The 19,687-nt window shown below is 68.6% G+C and carries 16 protein-coding genes and 1 pseudogene; 12 read left to right on the forward strand and 5 right to left on the reverse strand.

The window, feature by feature from the left end; all coding sequences use genetic code 11:
- Positions 1-6: 6 nt before the first annotated feature.
- Positions 7-708 carry an SDR family oxidoreductase gene (locus ACIPC1_RS11845; protein WP_402515767.1) on the forward strand — a complete coding sequence of 234 codons (702 nt, stop codon included), beginning with the start codon at positions 7-9 and terminating at the stop codon, positions 706-708.
- An 82-nt stretch (positions 709-790) separates the two neighbouring features.
- Here ACIPC1_RS11845 and ACIPC1_RS11850 read toward each other — a convergent pair.
- A pseudogene (locus tag ACIPC1_RS11850) lies at positions 791-1,097 on the reverse strand (family 78 glycoside hydrolase catalytic domain); the annotation flags it as partial.
- A gap of 259 nt (positions 1,098-1,356) precedes the next feature.
- Positions 1,357-1,929 carry a hypothetical protein gene (locus ACIPC1_RS11855; RefSeq protein WP_402515768.1) on the reverse strand — a complete coding sequence of 191 codons (573 nt, stop codon included), beginning with the start codon at positions 1,927-1,929 and terminating at the stop codon, positions 1,357-1,359.
- Positions 1,930-2,634: 705 nt separating this feature from the next.
- Here ACIPC1_RS11855 and ACIPC1_RS11860 point away from each other — a divergent pair.
- Entirely contained in the window at positions 2,635-4,905 is a 2,271-nt protein-coding gene (locus tag ACIPC1_RS11860; protein ID WP_402515770.1) for a M4 family metallopeptidase, read from the forward strand.
- 122 nt (positions 4,906-5,027) lie between these two features.
- Here ACIPC1_RS11860 and ACIPC1_RS11865 read toward each other — a convergent pair whose 3' ends face one another.
- Positions 5,028-6,272, reverse strand: a complete 1,245-nt coding sequence (locus tag ACIPC1_RS11865) for a saccharopine dehydrogenase family protein (RefSeq protein WP_402515772.1) — start codon at positions 6,270-6,272, stop codon at positions 5,028-5,030.
- A 232-nt stretch (positions 6,273-6,504) separates the two neighbouring features.
- On the opposite strand from ACIPC1_RS11865, the gene ACIPC1_RS11870 reads away from it, so the two are divergent.
- Entirely contained in the window at positions 6,505-7,608 is a 1,104-nt protein-coding gene (locus ACIPC1_RS11870) for an AI-2E family transporter (RefSeq protein WP_402516292.1), read from the forward strand.
- Positions 7,609-7,647: 39 nt separating this feature from the next.
- On the opposite strand, the gene ACIPC1_RS11875 is transcribed toward ACIPC1_RS11870, so the two are convergent.
- Positions 7,648-8,793, reverse strand: coding sequence for a DUF475 domain-containing protein (locus ACIPC1_RS11875; RefSeq protein ID WP_402515774.1), 1,146 nt, complete (start codon positions 8,791-8,793; stop codon positions 7,648-7,650).
- Positions 8,794-9,009: 216 nt separating this feature from the next.
- Between ACIPC1_RS11875 and rpmG the strand changes: the two genes are divergently transcribed.
- From rpmG to pgm, 9 genes are all read left to right on the forward strand, one after another.
- Positions 9,010-9,174: a 50S ribosomal protein L33 gene (rpmG, locus tag ACIPC1_RS11880; protein ID WP_402515776.1), complete on the forward strand. Its 165-nt coding sequence runs from the start codon at positions 9,010-9,012 to the stop codon at positions 9,172-9,174.
- Between the two features lie 47 nt (positions 9,175-9,221).
- On the forward strand, positions 9,222-9,482 hold the full coding sequence (locus ACIPC1_RS11885; RefSeq protein WP_402515779.1) for a type B 50S ribosomal protein L31: 261 nt from the start codon (positions 9,222-9,224) through the stop codon (positions 9,480-9,482).
- 108 nt (positions 9,483-9,590) lie between these two features.
- Positions 9,591-9,713, forward strand: coding sequence for a type B 50S ribosomal protein L36 (gene ykgO / locus ACIPC1_RS11890; protein WP_054244622.1), 123 nt, complete (start codon positions 9,591-9,593; stop codon positions 9,711-9,713).
- A gap of 168 nt (positions 9,714-9,881) precedes the next feature.
- Positions 9,882-10,247 carry a DUF4440 domain-containing protein gene (locus tag ACIPC1_RS11895; protein ID WP_402515781.1) on the forward strand — a complete coding sequence of 122 codons (366 nt, stop codon included), beginning with the start codon at positions 9,882-9,884 and terminating at the stop codon, positions 10,245-10,247.
- Positions 10,248-10,408: 161 nt separating this feature from the next.
- Positions 10,409-11,863 (forward strand): glyceraldehyde-3-phosphate dehydrogenase, encoded by a 1,455-nt coding sequence (locus ACIPC1_RS11900; RefSeq protein ID WP_402515783.1) that lies wholly within the window; start codon positions 10,409-10,411, stop codon positions 11,861-11,863.
- 246 nt (positions 11,864-12,109) lie between these two features.
- The gene (locus ACIPC1_RS11905) at positions 12,110-14,167 is read left to right on the forward strand and encodes a DUF1996 domain-containing protein (protein ID WP_402515785.1); all 2,058 of its coding nucleotides are present in this window, start codon (positions 12,110-12,112) and stop codon (positions 14,165-14,167) included.
- A gap of 240 nt (positions 14,168-14,407) precedes the next feature.
- Entirely contained in the window at positions 14,408-15,238 is an 831-nt protein-coding gene (locus ACIPC1_RS11910) for a PP2C family protein-serine/threonine phosphatase (protein WP_402515787.1), read from the forward strand.
- A 67-nt stretch (positions 15,239-15,305) separates the two neighbouring features.
- On the forward strand, positions 15,306-16,337 hold the full coding sequence (locus ACIPC1_RS11915; protein WP_402516294.1) for an MASE1 domain-containing protein: 1,032 nt from the start codon (positions 15,306-15,308) through the stop codon (positions 16,335-16,337).
- A gap of 164 nt (positions 16,338-16,501) precedes the next feature.
- Positions 16,502-18,142, forward strand: coding sequence for a phosphoglucomutase (alpha-D-glucose-1,6-bisphosphate-dependent) (gene pgm, locus ACIPC1_RS11920; RefSeq protein ID WP_402515790.1), 1,641 nt, complete (start codon positions 16,502-16,504; stop codon positions 18,140-18,142).
- A gap of 296 nt (positions 18,143-18,438) precedes the next feature.
- Here pgm and ACIPC1_RS11925 read toward each other — a convergent pair whose 3' ends face one another.
- Complete coding sequence (locus tag ACIPC1_RS11925; protein WP_402515793.1) at positions 18,439-19,629, reverse strand: MFS transporter; 1,191 nt, start codon at positions 19,627-19,629, stop codon at positions 18,439-18,441.
- Positions 19,630-19,687: the final 58 nt, after the last annotated feature.

Genomic DNA, 19,687 nt, shown 5'->3' on the forward strand with positions numbered 1-19,687 from the left:
TCGAAAATGACCACTCTCGAAGGCGCCGTCGTACTCGTCACCGGCGGCAACCGCGGCATCGGCAAGGCGATCGTGGACGATCTGCTCACCCGTGGCGTCAAGAAGGTGTACGCCACCGCGCGTACCCCTCGGCCGAGCGCCGACCCCCGCGTCGTACCGCTGGCCCTGGAGGTCACCGACCAGGCCTCGATCGACGCACTGGTGGCCGCCGCGTCCGACGTCACCGTGCTGATCAACAACGCCGGCGGAAGCTCACCGGACACCTACCTGGACGCGCCGATCGAGGACATCCGGAACGTCTTCGAGACCAACTTCTTCGGCCCGCTGAACGTGACCCGCGCCTTCGTCCCGGTGATCGAGCGCAACGGCGGCGGCCACATCCTCAACGCGCACTCGGCGCTCTCCTGGGTCGCCTGGCACGGCGCGTACTCCGCGACCAAGGCAGCGTTCTGGCTGCAGACCAACGCCATCCGTATCGAGCTCCTTGACCGCGGCATCGGCGTGACGGGCCTGCACATGGGCTACGTCGACACCGACATGACCGCGGCGGTGACCCAGCCCAAGTCGAAGCCCGCCGACATCGCCAAGGAGGCGCTGGACGGGATCGCGAAGGGCGCGTTCGAGGTACTCGCCGACGAGACGTCCCGTCAGGTGAAGGCCGCCATCTCCGGTGATCTCACCATCCTCTACCCGCAGCTCACGGCCTGACGCCGCACTGTGCTGGCTGCCCGTGGTCCACGCACCGCGGGCAGCCGGCCTACGCGCCAGGTGTATTGACCAGCGGGGTTGTCGACACGGCTGTCGCCGAAGGTCTGCCGGGGAACCCAGTCACTTCGAGATGGCGAAAACCGTGGAAGGTGAAGCGCGGCTCGTACGTCTCCTCGCCGCCGCCCTTGAGCGTGTACGTGTCTGTCGCTGCGGCGCTGCGGCGCAGCGCGGATTCGCGGTGGAGGGGGTGCCGTTCGGATGGAGCACTTCGGCGCGTCTCAGACGTACGGTCGTTCCCGCGTTGCTCGAGGCTCGCGGCCGACCCGACCTGACCCCACCATGTTCTGGCCCAGATCGAGGACGAGGACACCTGGTTCACCCTCGGGAACCAGATCCACGCGCTGCCCTCCAGAGAGGGCGCGTCCGTGCGGGCCGGGGGAGCGGAGACCCATTCCGCGGACCACTGTCCCGACGCGCGGGAGACGACGCGGACCCGATAGGCGCTCTGGCGCACCCCGTCCCGTCCGCCCGAAACCAACGGCCGGCTCAGCCGCGGGTGTTGAGCGTCGAGGCCCAAGGCGCGCTGAACGTACGCGACGGTCGGAACGGTGACGCGCAGGGCGCCGCGTTGCGCCTGCGCCGGGGCGTTCAGGGGGCGAACGCCTCGGTCAGGCGCACGGTGAAACCGTCCTCCTCCATCAGGATGACGGTCACGCCGAAGGGGGAGGGGTGGTCCAGGTCGAGCGGGGTGAACGAGAAGTCGACCGCGGCCCGGACCGGCGGCACCAGCTCACCGCCCGGCTCTGGCTCAGGAGCCGGAAGCCACTGCGGCTCGACGGGGACCGAGCCGTCGGGGGAGTGGGCCGGTGGCTGCTCGGCGTAGGGGAACCGGTGGAGAGTATGGCCGTCCTTCGTGGCGTGCACCATGTTCAGGCACGGCGCCGGACCGACGACCGGCAGCTTGCAGGCGGCGGCGACATCGCCGGTCTCCCAGGCCAGGACGACTTCGTCGGCGCCGGCCGCCGCGGCGATGTTCGAGAGCTGGGCAATGCCGGTGAGCGCGTCGTCGCCGGTCTTGATGGGGCGCACCCAGATCAGGCCGACCAGTTCGCCGCGCACCAGGGGCATGATGACCGGGCGGGGCACCTCGCCCTCGCCCAGACCCGCGGTGTACGCGTTCTTCATCGAAGCGACCAGTGCGTCCCACACCTGCGTGTCCACGAACTCTCCCTCACCAACGGCACGTTCACGAGCATGCTGACCCTGCCACGACAGCCTCGCCGCCGCCAGCCGCGGTAACCCTCCCGGGGGCTTGACCACAGTCGGCGTCCGCCGCCTCCCGGCTCGACCCGCGGGTAACTCCGTCAGGGCTTTCCCCATCGGCCTTCGAACGGGGGCTCGCTCCGCGTGGCCGTCCAGGTCCGCGACGGCCGAGGAAGCGATTCGCCGTCGAGCGCGACGCTGGGCTTCGGTTTTGGGCTGCTGCTCCGGCTCGGGCCCCGGCTCCGGCTCGGGCCTCGGGCTCGGGCCCCGGCCTTGGGCCCCGGCCCCGGCTCCGGCCCAGCCCACCTCAGCTCAGCCCAGGCCTCAGGCTCGCCCCCAGGCCCGGCCCCGGACGAGCCCTCCCACCGTCCGGCAGCGGCCGAAAAGCGCCCCGCGTCAAGACGAACCCCCAGCAAGCAGGGGCCAATTCGAGCCTTTCTATTGGCGCATCCATGACAAGATCGCCTGTGCGATGTCACTCTGATCTTCGCGCGTTCACCCTTCCTTCACACCCCCACGTCTTGCACGCCACGGAGTTCTGACACGCCTCGCGTGTCATCTCGTGCCGTGCCCTTCCCTGCTCAGCGCGTCGCCGGCCGGCCACACCATGCCGGCCTGTCTTCCGGCCTCCATCACAGGCCTCCGCCGCATAAGGAGAAGCCCTTGCTCCGGCCACACCGCACCTTCAACCGACGTAGATACACGGCAGCGTTGGCCCTCACCACCGCGGGCACTCTGCTCGCCGCAGGTTTCCAGGCCGGCGTCGGGTCCGCGGCCCCCCGCGACCGCGGTGACGGGAAGATCGTCGCCACGCCCCGGGCCGGTGCGGCCCCGGCGGAACTGTCTCCTGACAAGCACGCCGCGCTCATGAAGAGCGCGGGTCTTGCCGTCGGCGACACCGCCAAGAACCTTGACCTCGGCTCCAAGGAGAAGCTGATCGTCAAGGACGTCGCGAAGGACGCCGACGGCACCACGCACACCCGCTACGAGCGCACCTACGCCGGCCTGCCGGTCCTCGGCGGCGACCTGGTCGTGCACGTCAAGGACGGCCGCACCACGGTGTCCGAGGCCACCGAGGCTGCGATCAAGGTCCCGACGATCACTCCTCGCATCACCTCCAAGACCGCCGCCGGCAAGGCACTTGCCGCTGCCAAGAAGGCCGACGCCAAGAGCCCCGCGGTCGACGGCGCGCCGCGGCTGGTCGTCTGGGCCGGCGGAGCCGAGCCGGTCCTGGCCTGGGAGTCGGTGGTGGAGGGCCTGCAGCACGACGGCACGCCCAGCGAGCTCCACGTCGTCACCGACGCCGCCTCGGGCAAGGCCCTGTTCGACTTCGAGCAGGTGCACACCGGCAGCGGCACGGGGCAGTACAGCGGCACGGTCGATGTCGGCAGCACGCTCTCCGGCTCCACGTACCAGCTGCAGGACCCCGCCCGGGCCGATCAGAAGACGTACGACCTGAACCAGGGCAGCTCGGGCACCGGAACCCTCTTCACTGATGACAACGATGTCTGGGGCGACGGCACTCCGGCCAACCGGCAGACGGCCGGTGTGGATGTCGCGTTCGGCGCCGCGGCCACCTGGGACTACTACAAGGACGTGTTCGGCCGCAACGGCATCCGCAACGACGGAGTGGCCGCCTACAGCCGGGCGCACTACGGCAACGCGTATGTCAACGCCTTCTGGTCCGACAGCTGCTTCTGCATGACCTACGGCGACGGCGCGAGCAACACCCACCCGCTGACCTCGCTGGACGTCGCCGCGCACGAGATGACCCACGGCGTCACCAGTGCCACCGCCGGCCTGGTCTACTCGGGCGAGTCCGGTGGCCTCAACGAGGCGACCTCGGACATCTTCGCCGCGGCCGTGGAGTTCCAGGCCGACCTGGCCGCCGACGTTCCCGACTACCTGGTCGGCGAGAAGATCGACATCCGCGGCAACGGCACCCCGCTGCGGTACATGGACAAGCCCTCCAAGGACGGGGCGTCCCGCGACTACTGGGACTCCACGCTCGGCAGCGTCGACGTCCATTACTCCTCGGGCCCGGCCAACCACTTCTTCTACCTGCTCTCCGAGGGCAGTGGCGCCAAGACGGTCAACGGGGTCTCCTACGACAGCCCGACCTCCGACGGCGTGGCCGTGACCGGCATCGGCATCGAGAACGCCCAGCAGATCTGGTACCGGGCTCTCACCACCTACATGACCTCCACCACCAACTACGCCGGCGCCCGGACCGCGACCCTGCGGGCAGCGGCCGACCTGTTCGGCGCGTACAGCGACACCTACCTCGCCGTCGCCGCCGCCTGGGCCGGCATCAACGTCGGTGACCGGATAGCGCTCGGCGTCAACGTGGCCCCGATCGCCGACCAGACCAGTGGTGTCGGCCAGACGGTTTCGCTGCAGGCCGAGGCCTACACCACCAACTCCGGTGCCAGCCTGACCTACGAGGCCACCGGCCTGCCGGACGGTCTGACGATCAGCGACACGGGGCTTATCACGGGCATCCCGACCACTGCCGCTACCAGCGAGGTGACACTGACGGTCACCGACAGCACCGGCGTGACCGCCTCGGTGACCTTCGACTGGCGGGTGGCGTACATCTACGCCAACGGCACGCGCGTCGACATCCCCGACGTCGGCGCCGCGGTGGACTCACCGATCGTCATCAACGGCCTGAGCGGCAACGCCTCGGCCGCCACCCAGGTCTACGTCAAGATCATTCACACGTACCGCGGTGACCTGACGGTCGACCTGGTCGGCCCGAACGGCACCGTCTACTCACTGCTGAACCACAGCGGCGGTTCCGCCGACAACGTCGACCAGACCTTCACGGTCGACGCCTCCGCACAACCGATCAGCGGCACATGGATCCTGAGGGTCCGTGACACGGCCTCGATCGACGTCGGCTACATCGAGCGGTGGCAGCTCACTCCCTGACCTCCTCTCCTGAGCCACCCTGCCCGTCCGGACCGCTTCGCGCGGGCCGGGCGGGCAATGCCGTTCACCCCCGGGGTGACGGACGCGCGGCGGTCACCTGCCTCTGTGAGCGGCCCGACGTCTCAGGCCGTGCCGTCGACGGGAGTGTCCTCGCGCATGCCCCACGGCGCCCCGTACTCGCTGAGCAGGTCGAGGAACGGCTGGGGAGGCAGGGCCTCGGGGCCGAGCACCCCGCTGCCGTACCAGGCTCCGGACGCGATGAGTTCGAGAGCGGTCACGGGGTTGATCGCGGTCTGCCAGACCACGGCCTGGGAGCCGTACTCCCGCATCGACCACTCGTTGTCGACCACGTGGTGGAGATAGACCTCTCGGGGCCGCCCGTCCCTGGTTCCCCTGACCCATGTGCCCGCGCACGTCCTGCCGTGCATACGGTCCCCGAGACCCGCCGGGTCGGGCAGACAGGCGGCGACCACGTCGCGCGGGGAGACCGCGACCCTGCCCGTGCCGCCGCTGTCCACGATGACCGGATCCGTGCGGTCCAGGCCCAGCTTGTGCAGGGTCCGCAGGACACCGATGAACTCGTCGCCGAGACCGTACTTGAAGGTGACACGCCGGGCCTTCAACCACCTTGGGATCAGCAGCACTTCCTCGTGCTCGACGTTGACGCACTCCACCGGTCCGATGCCCTCGGGAAAGTCGAAGACCTCCGGCTCGCTGAAGGGCGGCGTGGTGAACCAGCCCCGATCCGCTTCGTAGACGACCGGTGGGTTCAGGCACTCCTCGATGGTCGTCCAGATGCTGAAGGACGGCGCGAAGTCGTATCCGTCCACGACCAGGTTGGCGCCGTCACGGATGCCGATCTCCTCGATCTCGTCGAAGAGTTCGTCGGCGGCGTAACGGGCGAAGACGTCCGACAGGCCAGGCTCCACACCCATGCCGACCAGTGCGAGCCGGCCCGCCGCCGTCCACTCGGCGGACCGTGCGAACTGCGCGTCCCCCAGCTTCACTCCGCACTCCTCGTACGGGCGTGCCGGGTGCGGCCGGGACAGGGACATCGCCATGTCGAGGTAGTGCGCGCCGTGGGCGAGTGCCGCGTCGAACAGGGGCAGCACGAAGCGGGGGTCGGTGGCGTTGAGCAGGACGTCGCAGCGGTGTTCGGCGAGGGCGGCCCGTACGCCGTCCGCGTCCGAGGCGTCGAGCCGTACGGCGCTGAATCTGCGCTCGTCGGCCCCGACACCGGCGACGGCCGAATCAGCCCGTGCCCGGTCGTAGTCGGCGACGACCATGTGCTCGAAGAAGGAACGACGGGCCGCGATCCTGGTGATCGCGGTGCCCACGCCGCCCGCTCCGACCATGAGAACTCGCACGGCTGCACTCCTTCGTTCCGTCATCGGCAGGGACGCCTCCGCTGCCGGTCCGGTGCGCCAGGACGATATCGGGTTCGCCAATGCCGACGTCGTCGGATCAGGCATGCCGAAAGCGCGTTGCGAAGCTTCTCAGCAGCCAACTTGCCTCTCTGGCCGTCCGTTTGGAGGCTCGTCCGCAGCGGCAGCGGGGTATGGCCGGGGTACCCATAGGGTGACCCCCATGTCTGCCGCCATGAGTTCCACGAAAGCCCGCGTCGCGCTCCGCGCATCAGCGCGTATCTCCGTTGAGTTGTTGCTGGTCCTCGTGATGACCGGGATGACCCTATGGCTTCTCGGCCGGATGTGGTCGGTCGTGTGGCCGCTCATAGTCGGGCTGTTCCTCACCACGCTGACCTGGCCCGTGGCTCGGTTTCTGCGCCGGCGCGGGTGGCGCCCCGCCCTGGCCGCGTCGGCGGTGACCGTGTTGTTCCTCCTGGTGGCCGTGGGCATCGTGGCGCTGATCGCGGTGCCGGTGGCGTCCCAGTCCGGTGACCTGACCGATGGCGTGGTCGCGGGCATCGAGAAGGTGCGCGAGTGGGCCGCCGGGCCGCCGCTCAATATCGCCGACGATCAGATCGCGGATGCTTCCGATGCCGCGATCGCCCGCCTTCAGGACAGTGCCAGCAGTCTTGTCACCGCTTTCGCCACCGGTGTGAGCACGGTGATCAATGGCGTGGTCACCGCTGTGCTGGCGTTGTTCCTGATGTTCTTCTTCCTCAAGGACGGCCCGCGGTTCCTGCCGTGGCTCACCCGTCAGCTGCCGGGTCGGCTTGCCACCGACGTTCCGATCGTGGCCGCGCGCAGTTGGGACACCCTGGGCGCGTTCGTGCGTTCCCAGGCAGTCGTCGGCCTGCTGGACGCCGTACTGATCGGCATTGGCCTGTGGATATTGGGAGTTCCCCTGGTGCTTCCGCTGGCGGTGCTGACCTTTGTCTCCGCGTTCATTCCGATCGTGGGCGCGCTGTTCGCGGGTTTTGTCGCGGTTCTCATCGCGCTGGTGTCGAACGGCCTGACGGACGCACTGCTTGTGCTGGCGATCATCGTGGTGGTGCAGCAGCTTGAGGGCAACGTGTTCCAGCCCATGATCCAGAGCCGGGGCCTGGGCCTGCACGCGGCGGTGATCCTGCTGGCCGTGACGCTGGGCGGCAGTCTGGCCGGCATCGTGGGAAGCCTGCTCGCCGTACCGGTCGCCGCGATGATCGCGGTGTTCTGGAACTATCTGCGCGAGCAGCTCAGCGACCCGCCGCAGGAGCCGGAGACCGATGAGTCGCACTCCGGCGCCCCCGTCCCGTCGTAGCAAGTCACCCCGGCCGGGGATCGCCGACGTCGGCACCACTCACGCGCCGGACGAGACCTTGGTCGTCCGGTCCGGGGCGGAGTCATCCGGCTCGGCGGATTCGAGCGCCCTGTTCCGGCGGACGGAGGACAGGAAGGAGGCCGCGATCAGGACCACGCCTACCAGGCCGGTGATGATCTCGCTGATCTGGTGCTGAATGGTGATCAGCAGGATCGCGGCGAGGGCGCCGATGGCGTAGTGCGCGCCGTGTTCCAGGTAGACGTAGTCGTCGAGGGTGCCCTGGCGGACCAGGTAGACGGTGAGCGACCGGACGTAGAGGGCGCCGATGCCGAGGCCCAGCGCCATCCAGAAGATGTGGTTGGTGATGGCGAAGGCGCCGATGACACCGTCGAAGGAGAAGGAGGCGTCAAGCACCTCCAGGTAGAGGAAGAGGAAGAACGCGGCCTTGCCGGCGAGGGCGGCAACCGGTACCTGTTTGCCCTCCGCCCTGGCCTTCTCCTCGTCCTCGTGTTCGTGCTCCTCCCCTTCTTCGAGCCTGTCCTCGAAGTATCCCGAGAGACCGCCGACCACCAGGTAGGTGATCAGACCGGCGACGCCGGAGAGCAGCACCGTGGCGGACTTGTCCGCGTGGCCCGTGCTGACATGGGCGTGGGCGGCGAAGGTCAGCGCCGAGACCAGCAGGACGATCAGGGCGATGCAGACCGACAGCATGTCGACCTTGCCGAGCTTGGCCAGCGGGCGCTCGATCCAGCCGAGCCACTTGATGTCACGGTCCTCGAAAATGAAGTCGAGGAAGATCATCAACAGGAACATGCCGCCGAAGGCGGCGATCGCCGGGTGGGCGTCGGTCACCAGCTCCTCGTACCGGCCCGGTTCGTCGACGGCGAGCCGTACCGCCTCGACGGGGCCGACCTGGGCGCTGATGGCGACGATCACGACCGGGAACAGCAGCCGCATACCGAGCACCGCGATCAGAATGCCGACGGTGAGGAAGATCCGCTGCCAGAAGGCGTTCATCCGCTTCAGGATTCCGGCGTTGACGACCGCGTTGTCGAACGACAGCGAGATCTCAAGGACCGAAAGGATCAGTACGACCCCGAAGGCCTCCCATCCCCACTGCCACGCGGCGAAGGCGAGACCGAGCGCCGTGACGGCCAGCGGCCAGCGAAATGTTCTGAGGATCATCTTTTTTCCCCTGTGGTGAGGGCGACTTCCGAGGGGGTGGAAACTCTCGATGACTGTGTCAGGAATGAGCCTTCACGGCGAGGACCGGGCAACCGGCGCCCCTCAGGATTTGCCGGTGCTCCTGACCGGGGAATGCGGCAGCGGAGTTGGCTGTTACAGAAAGCAAGAAGCTGACATGCGCGAGTCAAATCGCGAGGTGAGCGGAAGGAGGACCTCATGGCACGCAGCACCGCGCGCCCCGTCGTCACGCTGAAGTCGACGGCCGGGACCGGCGTCACCTACGTGACGCGCAAGAACCGTCGAAACGACCCCGACCGACTCGTCCTGCGGAAGTACGACCCGGTGGTCGGGGAGCACGTCCCGTTCCGCGAGGAACGCTGAACCACGCCCGGAGCCATCGGGTGCACGGAACCAGGGAAGGAAACCGCATGAGGTCCCGTATTCACCCCCAGTCCCAGCCGGTCGTCTTCCGGGACCGCGCTGCCGACGTCGCGTTTCTGACGCGCTCGACCGCGCAGTCGTCCAGGACGATCGAGTGGGCGGACGGCAACACCTACCCGCTGATCGATGTCGAGATCTCGTCCGCGAGTCATCCCTTCTACACAGGGACCTCGCGGGTCATGGACACCGCCGGCCGCGTGGAGCGCTTCGAGCGCCGCTACGGCCGGGCGGCTTCGGCCCAGCACTGAACCACGCAGCCTCGGCCCCGCGCTGAACCGTGGGGCCGGTGCCGGTGCCGGTGCAGGTGCAGGTGCAGGTGCAGGTGCCGGTGCCGAGGAGAGAAGGAGAGCAGAGCTATGAAGGTACGCAAGTCCTTGCGCTCACTGAAGTCCAAGCCCGGGGCCCAGGTGGTCCGTCGGCGAGGCGTGGTCTTCGTCGTCAACAAGAAGAACCCGCGCTTCAAGGCCCGCCAGGGCTGATAGCCGACGCCGGCAGCTCAGGGGTTACGGACCCCCGGCAGCCTTGCGTGTCCGAACATGCGGTGGGGCGTCTCGGAGTTCCTTTCCGGTGACGTCCGCCGGATCGCTCTGATCAGTGGGCCGGATATTCGTTGTGTCCGGGCGACGGGTATTCCGTACGGTCCGTGCATGACGGACGAGAATGAGCGGGCAGTGCAAGCGGCCATCGACGGGGAGTTCCGCCTCAAGGATCCTGAGGTGCGTGCTTCTCCGGCCCTTGTCCGGGAGCTCCTGGATCCGGAGTTCACGGAGATCGGAGCGTCCGGACGCTGGTGGGACGCCGAGTCGATCCTCACGGTGATGAGTAAGGGAACGGTGACTCCGGAGTCGCCCATCGAGGCCCGCGACATGTCCGGAGTCGTATTGGCTCCGGGGATCGTTCACCTGACGTATTTCTCCGACCATCAAGGACGCGGTGCATGGCGGAGCTCCCTCTGGCGCCTGACGGAGACCGGCTGGCGTCTGTACTTTCACCAGGGCACTCCGGCCGGCTGAAGAGCCGGCCGGAGATCCCGTAGGTCGTCTACGACCAGGTCAAGAGGATCTGGTCCGGGCAAGGGCGCAGCTCGCGGCACCCCGCCGAGGTGGGACCGCTTGAGTGATCAAAACGGCAGGGGATTAGCATATGAGCGCCTCCTAGCTCGAAAGATGGACCCGTGACTGTCAATGACGACTCGTTCACCAACTGGAAAACCCGCGAGGAGATCGCGGAGTCGATGATCCCCGTCATCGGAAAGCTGCACCGGGAGCGGGACGTCACGGTCCTGCTCCACAGCCGCTCCTTGGTGAACAGGTCGGTGGTCAGCATTCTCAAGACCCACCGATTCGCCCGGCAGATCGCCGGTGACGAGCTCTCGGTCACCGAGACGCTGCCGTTCCTGCAAGCGCTCACCACGCTCGATCTCGGCCCTTCCCAGATCGACATCGGCATGCTCGCCGCGACGTACAGGACCTCCGGCAGCGGCCTGTCGGTGGAGGAGTTCACCGCTCAGGCTGTCGCCGGGGCAACCGGTGCCAACAAGGTCGAACGCTGCGAGCCCCGCGACGTGGTCCTCTACGGGTTCGGCCGCATCGGCCGCCTCCTCGCCCGCCTGCTCATCGAGAAGGCCGGGTCCGGCAACGGTCTGCGGCTGCGCGCCGTCGTCGTCCGCAAAGGGGCCGGCCGGGCCGCCGAGGATCTCGTCAAGCGCGCCTCGCTGCTGCGCCGTGACTCCATCCACGGCCAGTTCCACGGCACGATCACCGTCGACGAGGCCAACAGCAAGATCATCGCCAATGGCAACGAGATCAAGGTGATCTACTCCTACGACCCGGCGTCGGTGGACTACACGGCGTACGGCATCAAGGACGCCATCCTCATCGACAACACCGGCAGGTGGCGCGACCGCGAGGGACTGTCGAAGCACCTCCGCCCGGGTATCGCCAAGGTGGTCCTGACCGCGCCGGGCAAGGGCGATGTCCCCAACGTCGTCCACGGCGTCAACCACGACATGATCAAGCCGGACGAGCAGATCCTGTCCTGCGCGTCCTGCACCACCAACGCGATCGTCCCGCCGCTGAAGGCGATGGCGGACGAGTACGGCGTCCTGCGCGGCCATGTGGAGACCGTCCACTCGTTCACCAACGACCAGAACCTGCTGGACAACTACCATGAATCCGACCGACGCGGCCGCTCGGCGCCGCTCAACATGGTCATCACCGAGACCGGCGCCGCCTCCGCTGTCGCCAAGGCGCTGCCCGACCTCAAGGCCAGGATCACCGGCAGCTCGATCCGTGTCCCGGTGCCGAACGTCTCGATCGCCATCCTCAGTCTGCGGCTCGCGCGCGAGACCACCCGTGAAGAGGTCCTCGACCATCTCCGTAATGTGTCGCTGACCTCGCCGCTCAAGCGCCAGATCGACTTCATCAGCGCCCCCGACGCGGTCTCCAGCGACTTCATCGGCTCGCGCCACTCCTCGATCATCGACGCCGGGGCGCTCAAGGTCGAGGGCGACGACGCGATTCTCTACCTCTGGTACGACAACGAGTTCGGCTACTCCTGCCAGGTGATCCGCGTCGTCCAGCACGTGTCCGGGGTGGAGTACCCGACCTACCCGGTTCCGGTGTCCTGACCTCGGCGGACTGTCGAAACCGGGGTCCCGGCAGGCGGGCGGCAACTCATTCCGATCGGCATCGGGTTGCCGTCCCGCCGGCACCCCGCAGTCCGTCGCCGCCGATGCTGACAGGGGCAGGGGCTTCACCTGATTCCTAGGAGATTTCTATGAATCCGTGAGGTGTTTGAACACGCCGGGGCGCGGCTGCGTACTGGGGCAGGGGATTGCCGTACCGAGCCGTCCATCACGCGTAGGAGCACTTCCTTGAGACGCAACACGCGCAGACGCCCGACAGGCGCACGGCGCGCGACCTCTGCAGCAGTCGCGCTGATATTGGGGGGAGTCGGGCTCGTCACGGTCAACGTCTACGCCTCGGCGACCGAAAGCGGTTCGGGCAGCGAGTCCGGGCAGGACAACCAGGTCCTGTCATCGGCGGGTGCCACGATCGACTGCCCGGACGTCGGTAGTCAGCTCACGACCGTTCCGGATGCGGCCAGGGAAGACGTCGACAAGGAACTCGCTCTTCTGGACCAGCAGATCACCGAGGCCTATCAGCAGTTGCAGGTTGCGGCGCAGGCCGCGGATCAGGGCGCCGACGTCGACGACAGCGAGATTCTGAATCCGCTGACGGAGAAGCGTACGGCGGCGATCGACCGCATCGTGCTCGCCATCGATGGCGCGGGGGACCGTCCGGAAGGACTCGAGGCCCTCGCGACCTGCACATTGCTCGATTCCGCCAACCAGTCCGGCAGCGGTGAGACCAGTGACGCGGGCGGCGACGGCCAGGGCGCTGAGGACCAGAACCAGGGCGGCGGCGACGCGGCAGCGGACGACCAGCAGGGCGGCGACGCCGGCCAGGTCGGCAACGGGCCCGTGGCCGCCGACTTCCAGGACATCAACTCGGTGCAGCCCAACGTGCAGAGCCCGCAGGCCCAGGACAACGCCTCCCGTGGCGAGTTCACCACCAGCTGCGGGGTGAACGCCAACGGCCTGTTCAACTCCGACAACGTGATCGTGGCTCCCGGCGTCACCAACGGCGCCCACCACTTCCACGACTACGTCGGAAACCAGTCCAACAACGCCTTCGCCAGCGACGACGACCTGGCCAACAGCGACACGACCTGCGAGGACGAGGGCGACAAGTCGTCCTACTTCTGGCCGGTACTGAGGCTGCAGAACGGAACCCAGGAACAGGACGCCGGGTCGGCCGGGGGCGGAATCGAAGGCAACGCCGGTGAGATCGTCACGGCCAAGCAGGTCACGCTGACGTTCGTCGGCAGCCCGCAGAGCGAAGTCACCGCCATGCCCCGGCTGCTGCGCATCATCACCGGTGACGCCAAGGCGTTCGTCAACGGCAACGCCAACGCCAACGCGTCGTGGAGCTGCACCGGGTTCGAGGACCGGCAGCTGAAGGACAAGTACCCGATCTGCCCGCAGGGCAGCGATGTGGTGCGCACCTTCAAGTTCCAGAGTTGCTGGGACGGCGCGAACATCGACAGCGCCAACCACCGCACCCACGTGGCCTTCGCGGACGCCCAGGGCAACTGCCCGACCGGGTTCCGTGCCATTCCGCAACTGGTGCAGCGCCTTGTCTACGACGTCGACGCACCGAGTCTGGACGACGGAGGCAGGACGACACCGTTGTTCGCGGTGGACTCCTTCCCCGAACAGCTGCACAAGCCGGTCACGGACCACGGCGACTTCATCAACGTCTTCGACGAAGGCCTCATGCAGGAGATGGTCGACTGCATCAACAGCGGCCGTCAGTGCGGTGCGGGTGCCGACCCGGGCACCGGTACCGAGGAGCCGCAGGAGCCCCCCGCCTCGGAAGAGCCCTCGCAGGAGCCCTCCGCCTCCGAAGAGCCCCCGCAATCCCCGACGCCCAGTGCGGACGACCCGTCCTACGGGCAGGGGAACGAGGAGCCCGGCAACAACGGGGGCGACAATGGCGGCGACGGCGGTGACCAGAGCTCGGAGCCCGCGACCACCACACCGGCCACCGAACCGGCCGGCGAAGTCTCGCCCGACGCCCCCGTCAGCGTGGAACCCAAGGTCGAGACGCCTTCGGCCACCTACGAGGCCACCGCGCCGTCGTCCCACGCCGGCTCGGACGAGGATCACGGCAGTGAGGTGGGCACCGCCGCGCAGACACCGCCCGCCGGCGGGACGGACCCGTCCGACGCATCGGGGACCGAACCGCAGACAGAGGGCACGGGCAGTCTCGCTGCCACGGGAGCGCAACTGTGGCCGGCCGCGCTGGGCGGAGTCTTCGTGATCGCAGGCATTGTCGTGCTCCGCCGCATCAGGCGCGGGCAGATCTGACAGCGCTCCCAGGAGGACGCTTGAACGGTGGGGGGCCTGCCCAGGCAGGCCCCGCCACCGTTTTCCCGGTTGGCACGTCCACGAGGAGCGGCTCGACCGTGCGTCGCCGAGCCGGACGCACCGATGTCGGGGCGGCTCGGCTATGTCGTTATTATCCGAAAGAGGGGCAATATGTACCTTGCCTTGATGGTGCGCGTTGATGATGTGCCTTGATGAAGCAGCTTCCTCCCGGGGTGGTCGATGTCCCGCAAGCGACCGACGGACGACGGCGACGAGCTGCTGGCCCGGCTCGGGTCGCTGACCGCGCAGGCGCGTGAGCGTGCGGAGTTCCAGCGCTCGCAGGTCGAGTTGGCCATCGCGCTGCAACGCGGCATGCTCCCCGGAGCCATGCCGACCGCCCCCGGATTCGACGTGGCCGTCCGGTACGCACCGGCTTGCTACGGCCTCAATGTGGGCGGTGACTGGTACGACGCCTTCGAGCTGCCCGACGGACGTATCGGGCTCTCCATCGGTGATGTCCAGGGACACAACATCGAGGCGGCCGCGTTCATGGGCCAGGTCCGGGTCGGGCTTCGGGCGCTGGCCTCCGTCACGAGCGAGCCGGGAGAACTCCTCGCACGGACTAACGACCTCCTCCTGTCCATCGGCACCGACCTCTTCGCCACCTGCACGTTCATGCGGCTCGACCCGTCCACCGGAGTGCTGGAGAGCGCACGGGCCGGGCACATACCGTGCGTCTGGGCGACGGCGGACGGAAAATCCGGCATCACCGAGGACGAAGGAGGGCCACCGTTGGGCGTAGAGGGCGGGACGGAGTACCCGGTCACCCGGTACCGGCTCACCACCGGCGGATTGTTCGTGCTGTTGACCGACGGTGTGGTGGAGGGCCCTTCGATGAGCGTCGAGGAGGGGCTCGATCAGGTGGTGCGACTCGCGGGCATCGCCGCCGTGGCCGGCCTGTCGGCCGGTTCACTCGCCGCCGGGGTGATCAAGGGCGCAGAGCGCGTCGGACACGAGGACGACGCGGCCGTACTGGTGGTAGGCCACGACCCGTCGGGCCTTCGGCCCTAGATCCTGTCGTCACATTCCCGGCTGCCTCGCCTCGCCGACGGGGCGGCAGGGGTGTCTGATGGCTGCTGTGGTGGGTACACGCGAGCTGCGCCGACCGGCCGTCGTCGCCTTCCAGACGCTGGCCGTGGCCGCCTGCTACTTCGCGGCAGGGCGCCTGGGACTCCTGCGGCGGCTCACTGTCGAGGGCGCGGTCTTCACACCCATCTGGCCGCCCACGGGCGTGGCGGTGGCCGGCCTGTTGATCTTCGGGATCCGTTGCTGGTTCGGGATCGCGATCGGTGCCCTCCTTGTCGTCATCACCCTCGCCTCGCTCCAGCCCCCTGCGATCGGCATCATCGCGGGCAACACCGCCGCTCCCGTCTGCGCCTATCTCATGCTGCGCAGACTGGGCTTCCGGACCGACCTCAGCCGTCTGCGCGACGGCCTCGCCCTGGTGTTCCTGGGGGCCCTCGGCAGCATGATGATCAGCGCCACGGTTGACGTCGGCGTTCTGGTTCTCACGGGCAAGATCGCCGCGCACAACTTCTGGCCGGTGTGGCTGGCGTGGTGGGTGGGCGACGCGATGGGTGTCCTGATCGTCACCCCGGTCCTTCTGATGCTGTACCGGATACGTCTGCCGTTGCGCGCGACGCGATGGAAGGAGGCCGCGGTACTGACGCTCGTCGCCTGCGTCCTCGTGCCGATCGCTGCGTACAGCCCGATCAGTCTGCTGTTTCTCGTCTATCCGCTGCTGGTCTGGGCAGCGCTGCGTTTCCCGCAGGGAGGCAGTGTGCTCTGCGCCCTCTTCGCCTCCGTGCTGGCCACCGTCGCCGCCACGGACCGGGTCGGTCCGTTCGGGCGGTTGAGTGATACCGCGCTGATGATCAAACTCCAGGCCTTCAACGGAGCCATGGCCCTGACCGCTCTGCTCCTGTCGGCCGTGATCACTGAGCAGCGCAACACCAGACGATCCGTCGAACTGGCCTGTCAGGATCTGGTGGAGGTACTGGAAAACCTCACCGCGGGGAACGCCTCACCGATGCCGATGCCGCTGCCGCTGCCGGTGGACGACGGGGGCAAAGGGCGACACAACGATGCGGGACAGAACAATGCGCGGTGAGTCATCCGTCGCCCCAAGCGTTCGCAGCGGCCGATGGCCGGACCGTCCCGGCGGCACGTCCGGCGCGGCTTCCGGCCGGCGTCGCACCAGGGTGCGACCGCGTAGGTCCGGTGAGGAAAGATAAGACCACAAACGAAGAACAACCGATGTGGAGGTGCGCGCCCATGCCGCACGAGCGAGCGGGCCGACAGGCAGGCCCCGAGGACCTCGTCGATGTAGCCCGGTTGGTCACGGCGTACTACTCGCTGCACCCCGACCCGGCAGAACCCGGTCAGCGCGTCGCCTTCGGGACGTCCGGGCATCGCGGGTCCTCACTGGCGACCGCGTTCAACGAGGACCACATCGCGGCGACGAGCCAGGCGATCTGCGAGTACCGCGACGCCCAGGGCATCGACGGGCCACTCTTCCTGGGCGCCGACACCCACGGCCTCTCGGAGCCCGCCAAGGTCACCGCCCTTGAGGTGTTCGCGGCCAACGAGGTGTCGGTGCTCCTCGACAGCGCGGACGGCTACACGCCCACACCGGCCGTCTCGCACGCCATTCTCGCCCACAACCGGGGTCGGTCCGCGGGCTTCGCGGACGGGGTCGTGGTCACCCCCTCCCACAACCCACCCGCCGACGGGGGCTTCAAGTACAACCCGCCGAACGGAGGCCCGGCGGGCTCCGAGGCGACCGGCTGGATCCAGGACCGGGCCAACGAACTCATCGCGGGCGGCCTCAAGGACGTACGCCGCATCCCCTACACCAGGGCCCTGACCGCCCCCGGCACCGGCCGCTACGACTTCCTCGGCACCTACGTGGCCGACCTGCCGCAGGTACTGGACCTGGACGCGATCCGGGCGGCCGGCGTGCGCATCGGCGCGGACCCCCTGGGCGGGGCCTCGGTCGCCTACTGGGGACGCATCGCCGAACAGCACGCCCTCGATCTCACCGTGGTCAACCCGCTTGCCGACCCCACCTGGCGGTTCATGACGCTGGACTGGGACGGCAAGATCCGTATGGACTGTTCCTCGCCCTATGCCATGGCCTCGCTGATCGAGCAGCGCGACCGCTTCCAGATCGCCACGGGCAACGACGCCGACGCCGACCGCCACGGGATCGTCACACCGGACGCCGGACTCATGAACCCCAACCACTACCTCGCCGCCGCGATCTTCTACCTGTACTCCCACCGCGAGCAGTGGCCCGCGGACACGGGGATCGGCAAGACGCTGGTGTCGTCCGGGATGATCGACCGGGTCGCCGCCGACCTGGGCCGTCGACTGGTCGAGGTGCCGGTGGGATTCAAGTGGTTCGTGGACGGACTGTCCGACGGCTCACTCGGCTTCGGCGGGGAGGAGTCGGCCGGTGCGTCCTTCCTGCGCCGCGACGGCTCGGTGTGGACCACCGACAAGGACGGCATCATCCTGGCTCTGCTCGCCTCCGAGATCACCGCGGTGACCGGGAAGACGCCGTCGGAGCATTACGCCGCGCTGACCACACGTTTCGGCGAACCTGCGTACGAGCGTATCGACGCCCCGGCGACCCGTGAGGAGAAGGCCCTCCTGGCGAAGCTCTCGCCCGCGCAGGTCAGCACGGACACCTTGGCCGGGGAAGCGGTCACCGGGGTACTCACCGAAGCTCCGGGCAATGGCGCGTCCATCGGCGGCATCAAGGTGACGACCGCCAACGCATGGTTCGCCGCCCGTCCCTCGGGCACCGAGGACGTCTACAAGATCTACGCCGAGTCCTTCCTCGGACCCGACCACCTCCGCCAGGTCCAGGAGGAGGCGAAAACCGTGGTCTCGGCGGCCTTGCGCGGCTGACAGCACGCGGGTGGGTGCGCGGCGTCAGCGTGCTTCTTGGCGTCGCGGTGCGAGTACGAGCCGAGCCGCGCGGGGGCGGATGTGCTGCCGGACAGCACGCCGAGCCGTACCCCCGTCCGGGGGGCGGCCGAACGCCTTGACAGGTGTGCGGGCGGGCGCGACAGGGGGCCGCGTCCGCCCGCCGTCACGTGCTCGTCCGCGTCCGCCCGCGGTCACGTGCTCGTCCGCGTCCGCCCGCGGTCACGTGCTCGTCCGCGTCCGCCCGCGGTCACGTGCTCGTCCGCGTCCGCCCGCGGTCACGCGCTCACCCGTACCGGTCGCCGCAGCAGATAGGCGGCCGCGCTCGTGACGAGGACGGCCATGCAGGCGATGAACACCAGCCCCGCATCCTCCAGGCCGATCGGGCCCGCCAGTACCCCCACACCGATCACCGGTACCGAGATGCCCGCGTACGCCACCACGAACAGCGTCGAGATCACCGCCGCACGCTGGTCCGGGGGAGAGGCCTCGGCCACCGCGGACAGCGCTCCGCGGAACGCCAGCCCCTGCCCGACGCCTGCGACGAGCGCGCTCGCCACCACCAGTGACAGCAGGTCCCACCGCAGCGCACCCGCAAGCAGCGCAAGGGCGACGAAGAGTGCGGCACAGCCCAGCGGCAGCGACCGGCCCACCCCGACCCGGCCGACCAGCAGTTGCCCGGCGACCGAGGCGAAGAAGCCCACCGCGACGACAAGCCCGCTCACGGCGTGGTTGTCCACGTTCAGAGACTCTTCGAGGAACGTCGGGCTGACCGCGGTGAACACCCCGAACAGTGCGAACCCCACGAACGAGGCGATCGCCGCGGGCCCGAACACCGCCCGCACCTGCGGGGGCACGGCCGGCCGCTGCGGCCGGACGGTGCTCAGCGGCCGTCGTTCCCGTACGGTCTCCGGCAGACGCAGCAGGACGACGGCCGAGCCGGCCACCAGCACGAGGTGCACGGCGAACGGCAGGTACAGCGGCCAGTCGGCGTACTGCGCGAGTACTCCGGCGAGCAGCGGACCGCAGCCGAGCCCGCCCATGTTGACGGCCGTCGCCACGAACGTGGCCCGGGCGGCGCCGCCGTGTGGTGCCAGCTCCAGCACGTACACCGTGGCGGCCCCGGTGAACAGGCCGGCGGACAGTCCCGACATCAGCCGGCCCGCGTACAGCCAGGTCAGCCCGTCGGCGGACAGGAAGCAGACCGCGCTCAAGGCCGAGAATCCCAGGCCTGCCAGCAGCACGGGCCGCCTGCCGACGGCGTCGGAGGCGTTGCCTGCCAGCAGCAGTACACCGATGACCCCGAAGGCGTACACGGCGTACACGACGGTCACCATCAGCTCGGAGAAGCCGAACTTGTTCTGGTAGAGGCTGTAGAGCGGGGTCGGCAGCGTGGTGCCGGCCATGCACACGGCGAACACCGCCCCGCCGAGCAGACACTGGCGCCACCCTGGGCGATTTCCGTCCATACCGCCGACAATAATCCCGGGCGTCGCACCCGGCGCGTTGCTCGTACAGGAGGTCGAA

Origin of the sequence: Streptomyces sp. NPDC087263 (genome assembly GCF_044744645.1) — a bacterium.
Taxonomy (GTDB): domain Bacteria; phylum Actinomycetota; class Actinomycetes; order Streptomycetales; family Streptomycetaceae; genus Streptomyces.

Excerpts from the sequence above, each read along its gene's own strand:
- ACIPC1_RS11910 (WP_402515787.1), top strand. The coding sequence starts at position 14,408 with ATGTCCCGCAAGCGACCGACGGACGACGGCGACGAGCTGCTGGCCCGG.
- ACIPC1_RS11845 (WP_402515767.1), top strand. The coding sequence starts at position 7 with ATGACCACTCTCGAAGGCGCCGTCGTACTCGTCACCGGCGGCAACCGC.
- rpmG (WP_402515776.1), top strand. The coding sequence starts at position 9,010 with ATGGCACGCAGCACCGCGCGCCCCGTCGTCACGCTGAAGTCGACGGCC.
- ACIPC1_RS11885 (WP_402515779.1), top strand. The coding sequence starts at position 9,222 with ATGAGGTCCCGTATTCACCCCCAGTCCCAGCCGGTCGTCTTCCGGGAC.
- ACIPC1_RS11895 (WP_402515781.1), top strand. The coding sequence starts at position 9,882 with ATGACGGACGAGAATGAGCGGGCAGTGCAAGCGGCCATCGACGGGGAG.
- ACIPC1_RS11875 (WP_402515774.1), bottom strand. The coding sequence starts at position 8,793 with ATGATCCTCAGAACATTTCGCTGGCCGCTGGCCGTCACGGCGCTCGGT.
- ykgO (WP_054244622.1), top strand. The coding sequence starts at position 9,591 with ATGAAGGTACGCAAGTCCTTGCGCTCACTGAAGTCCAAGCCCGGGGCC.
- ACIPC1_RS11925 (WP_402515793.1), bottom strand. The coding sequence starts at position 19,629 with ATGGACGGAAATCGCCCAGGGTGGCGCCAGTGTCTGCTCGGCGGGGCG.
- pgm (WP_402515790.1), top strand. The coding sequence starts at position 16,502 with ATGCCGCACGAGCGAGCGGGCCGACAGGCAGGCCCCGAGGACCTCGTC.
- ACIPC1_RS11870 (WP_402516292.1), top strand. The coding sequence starts at position 6,505 with ATGAGTTCCACGAAAGCCCGCGTCGCGCTCCGCGCATCAGCGCGTATC.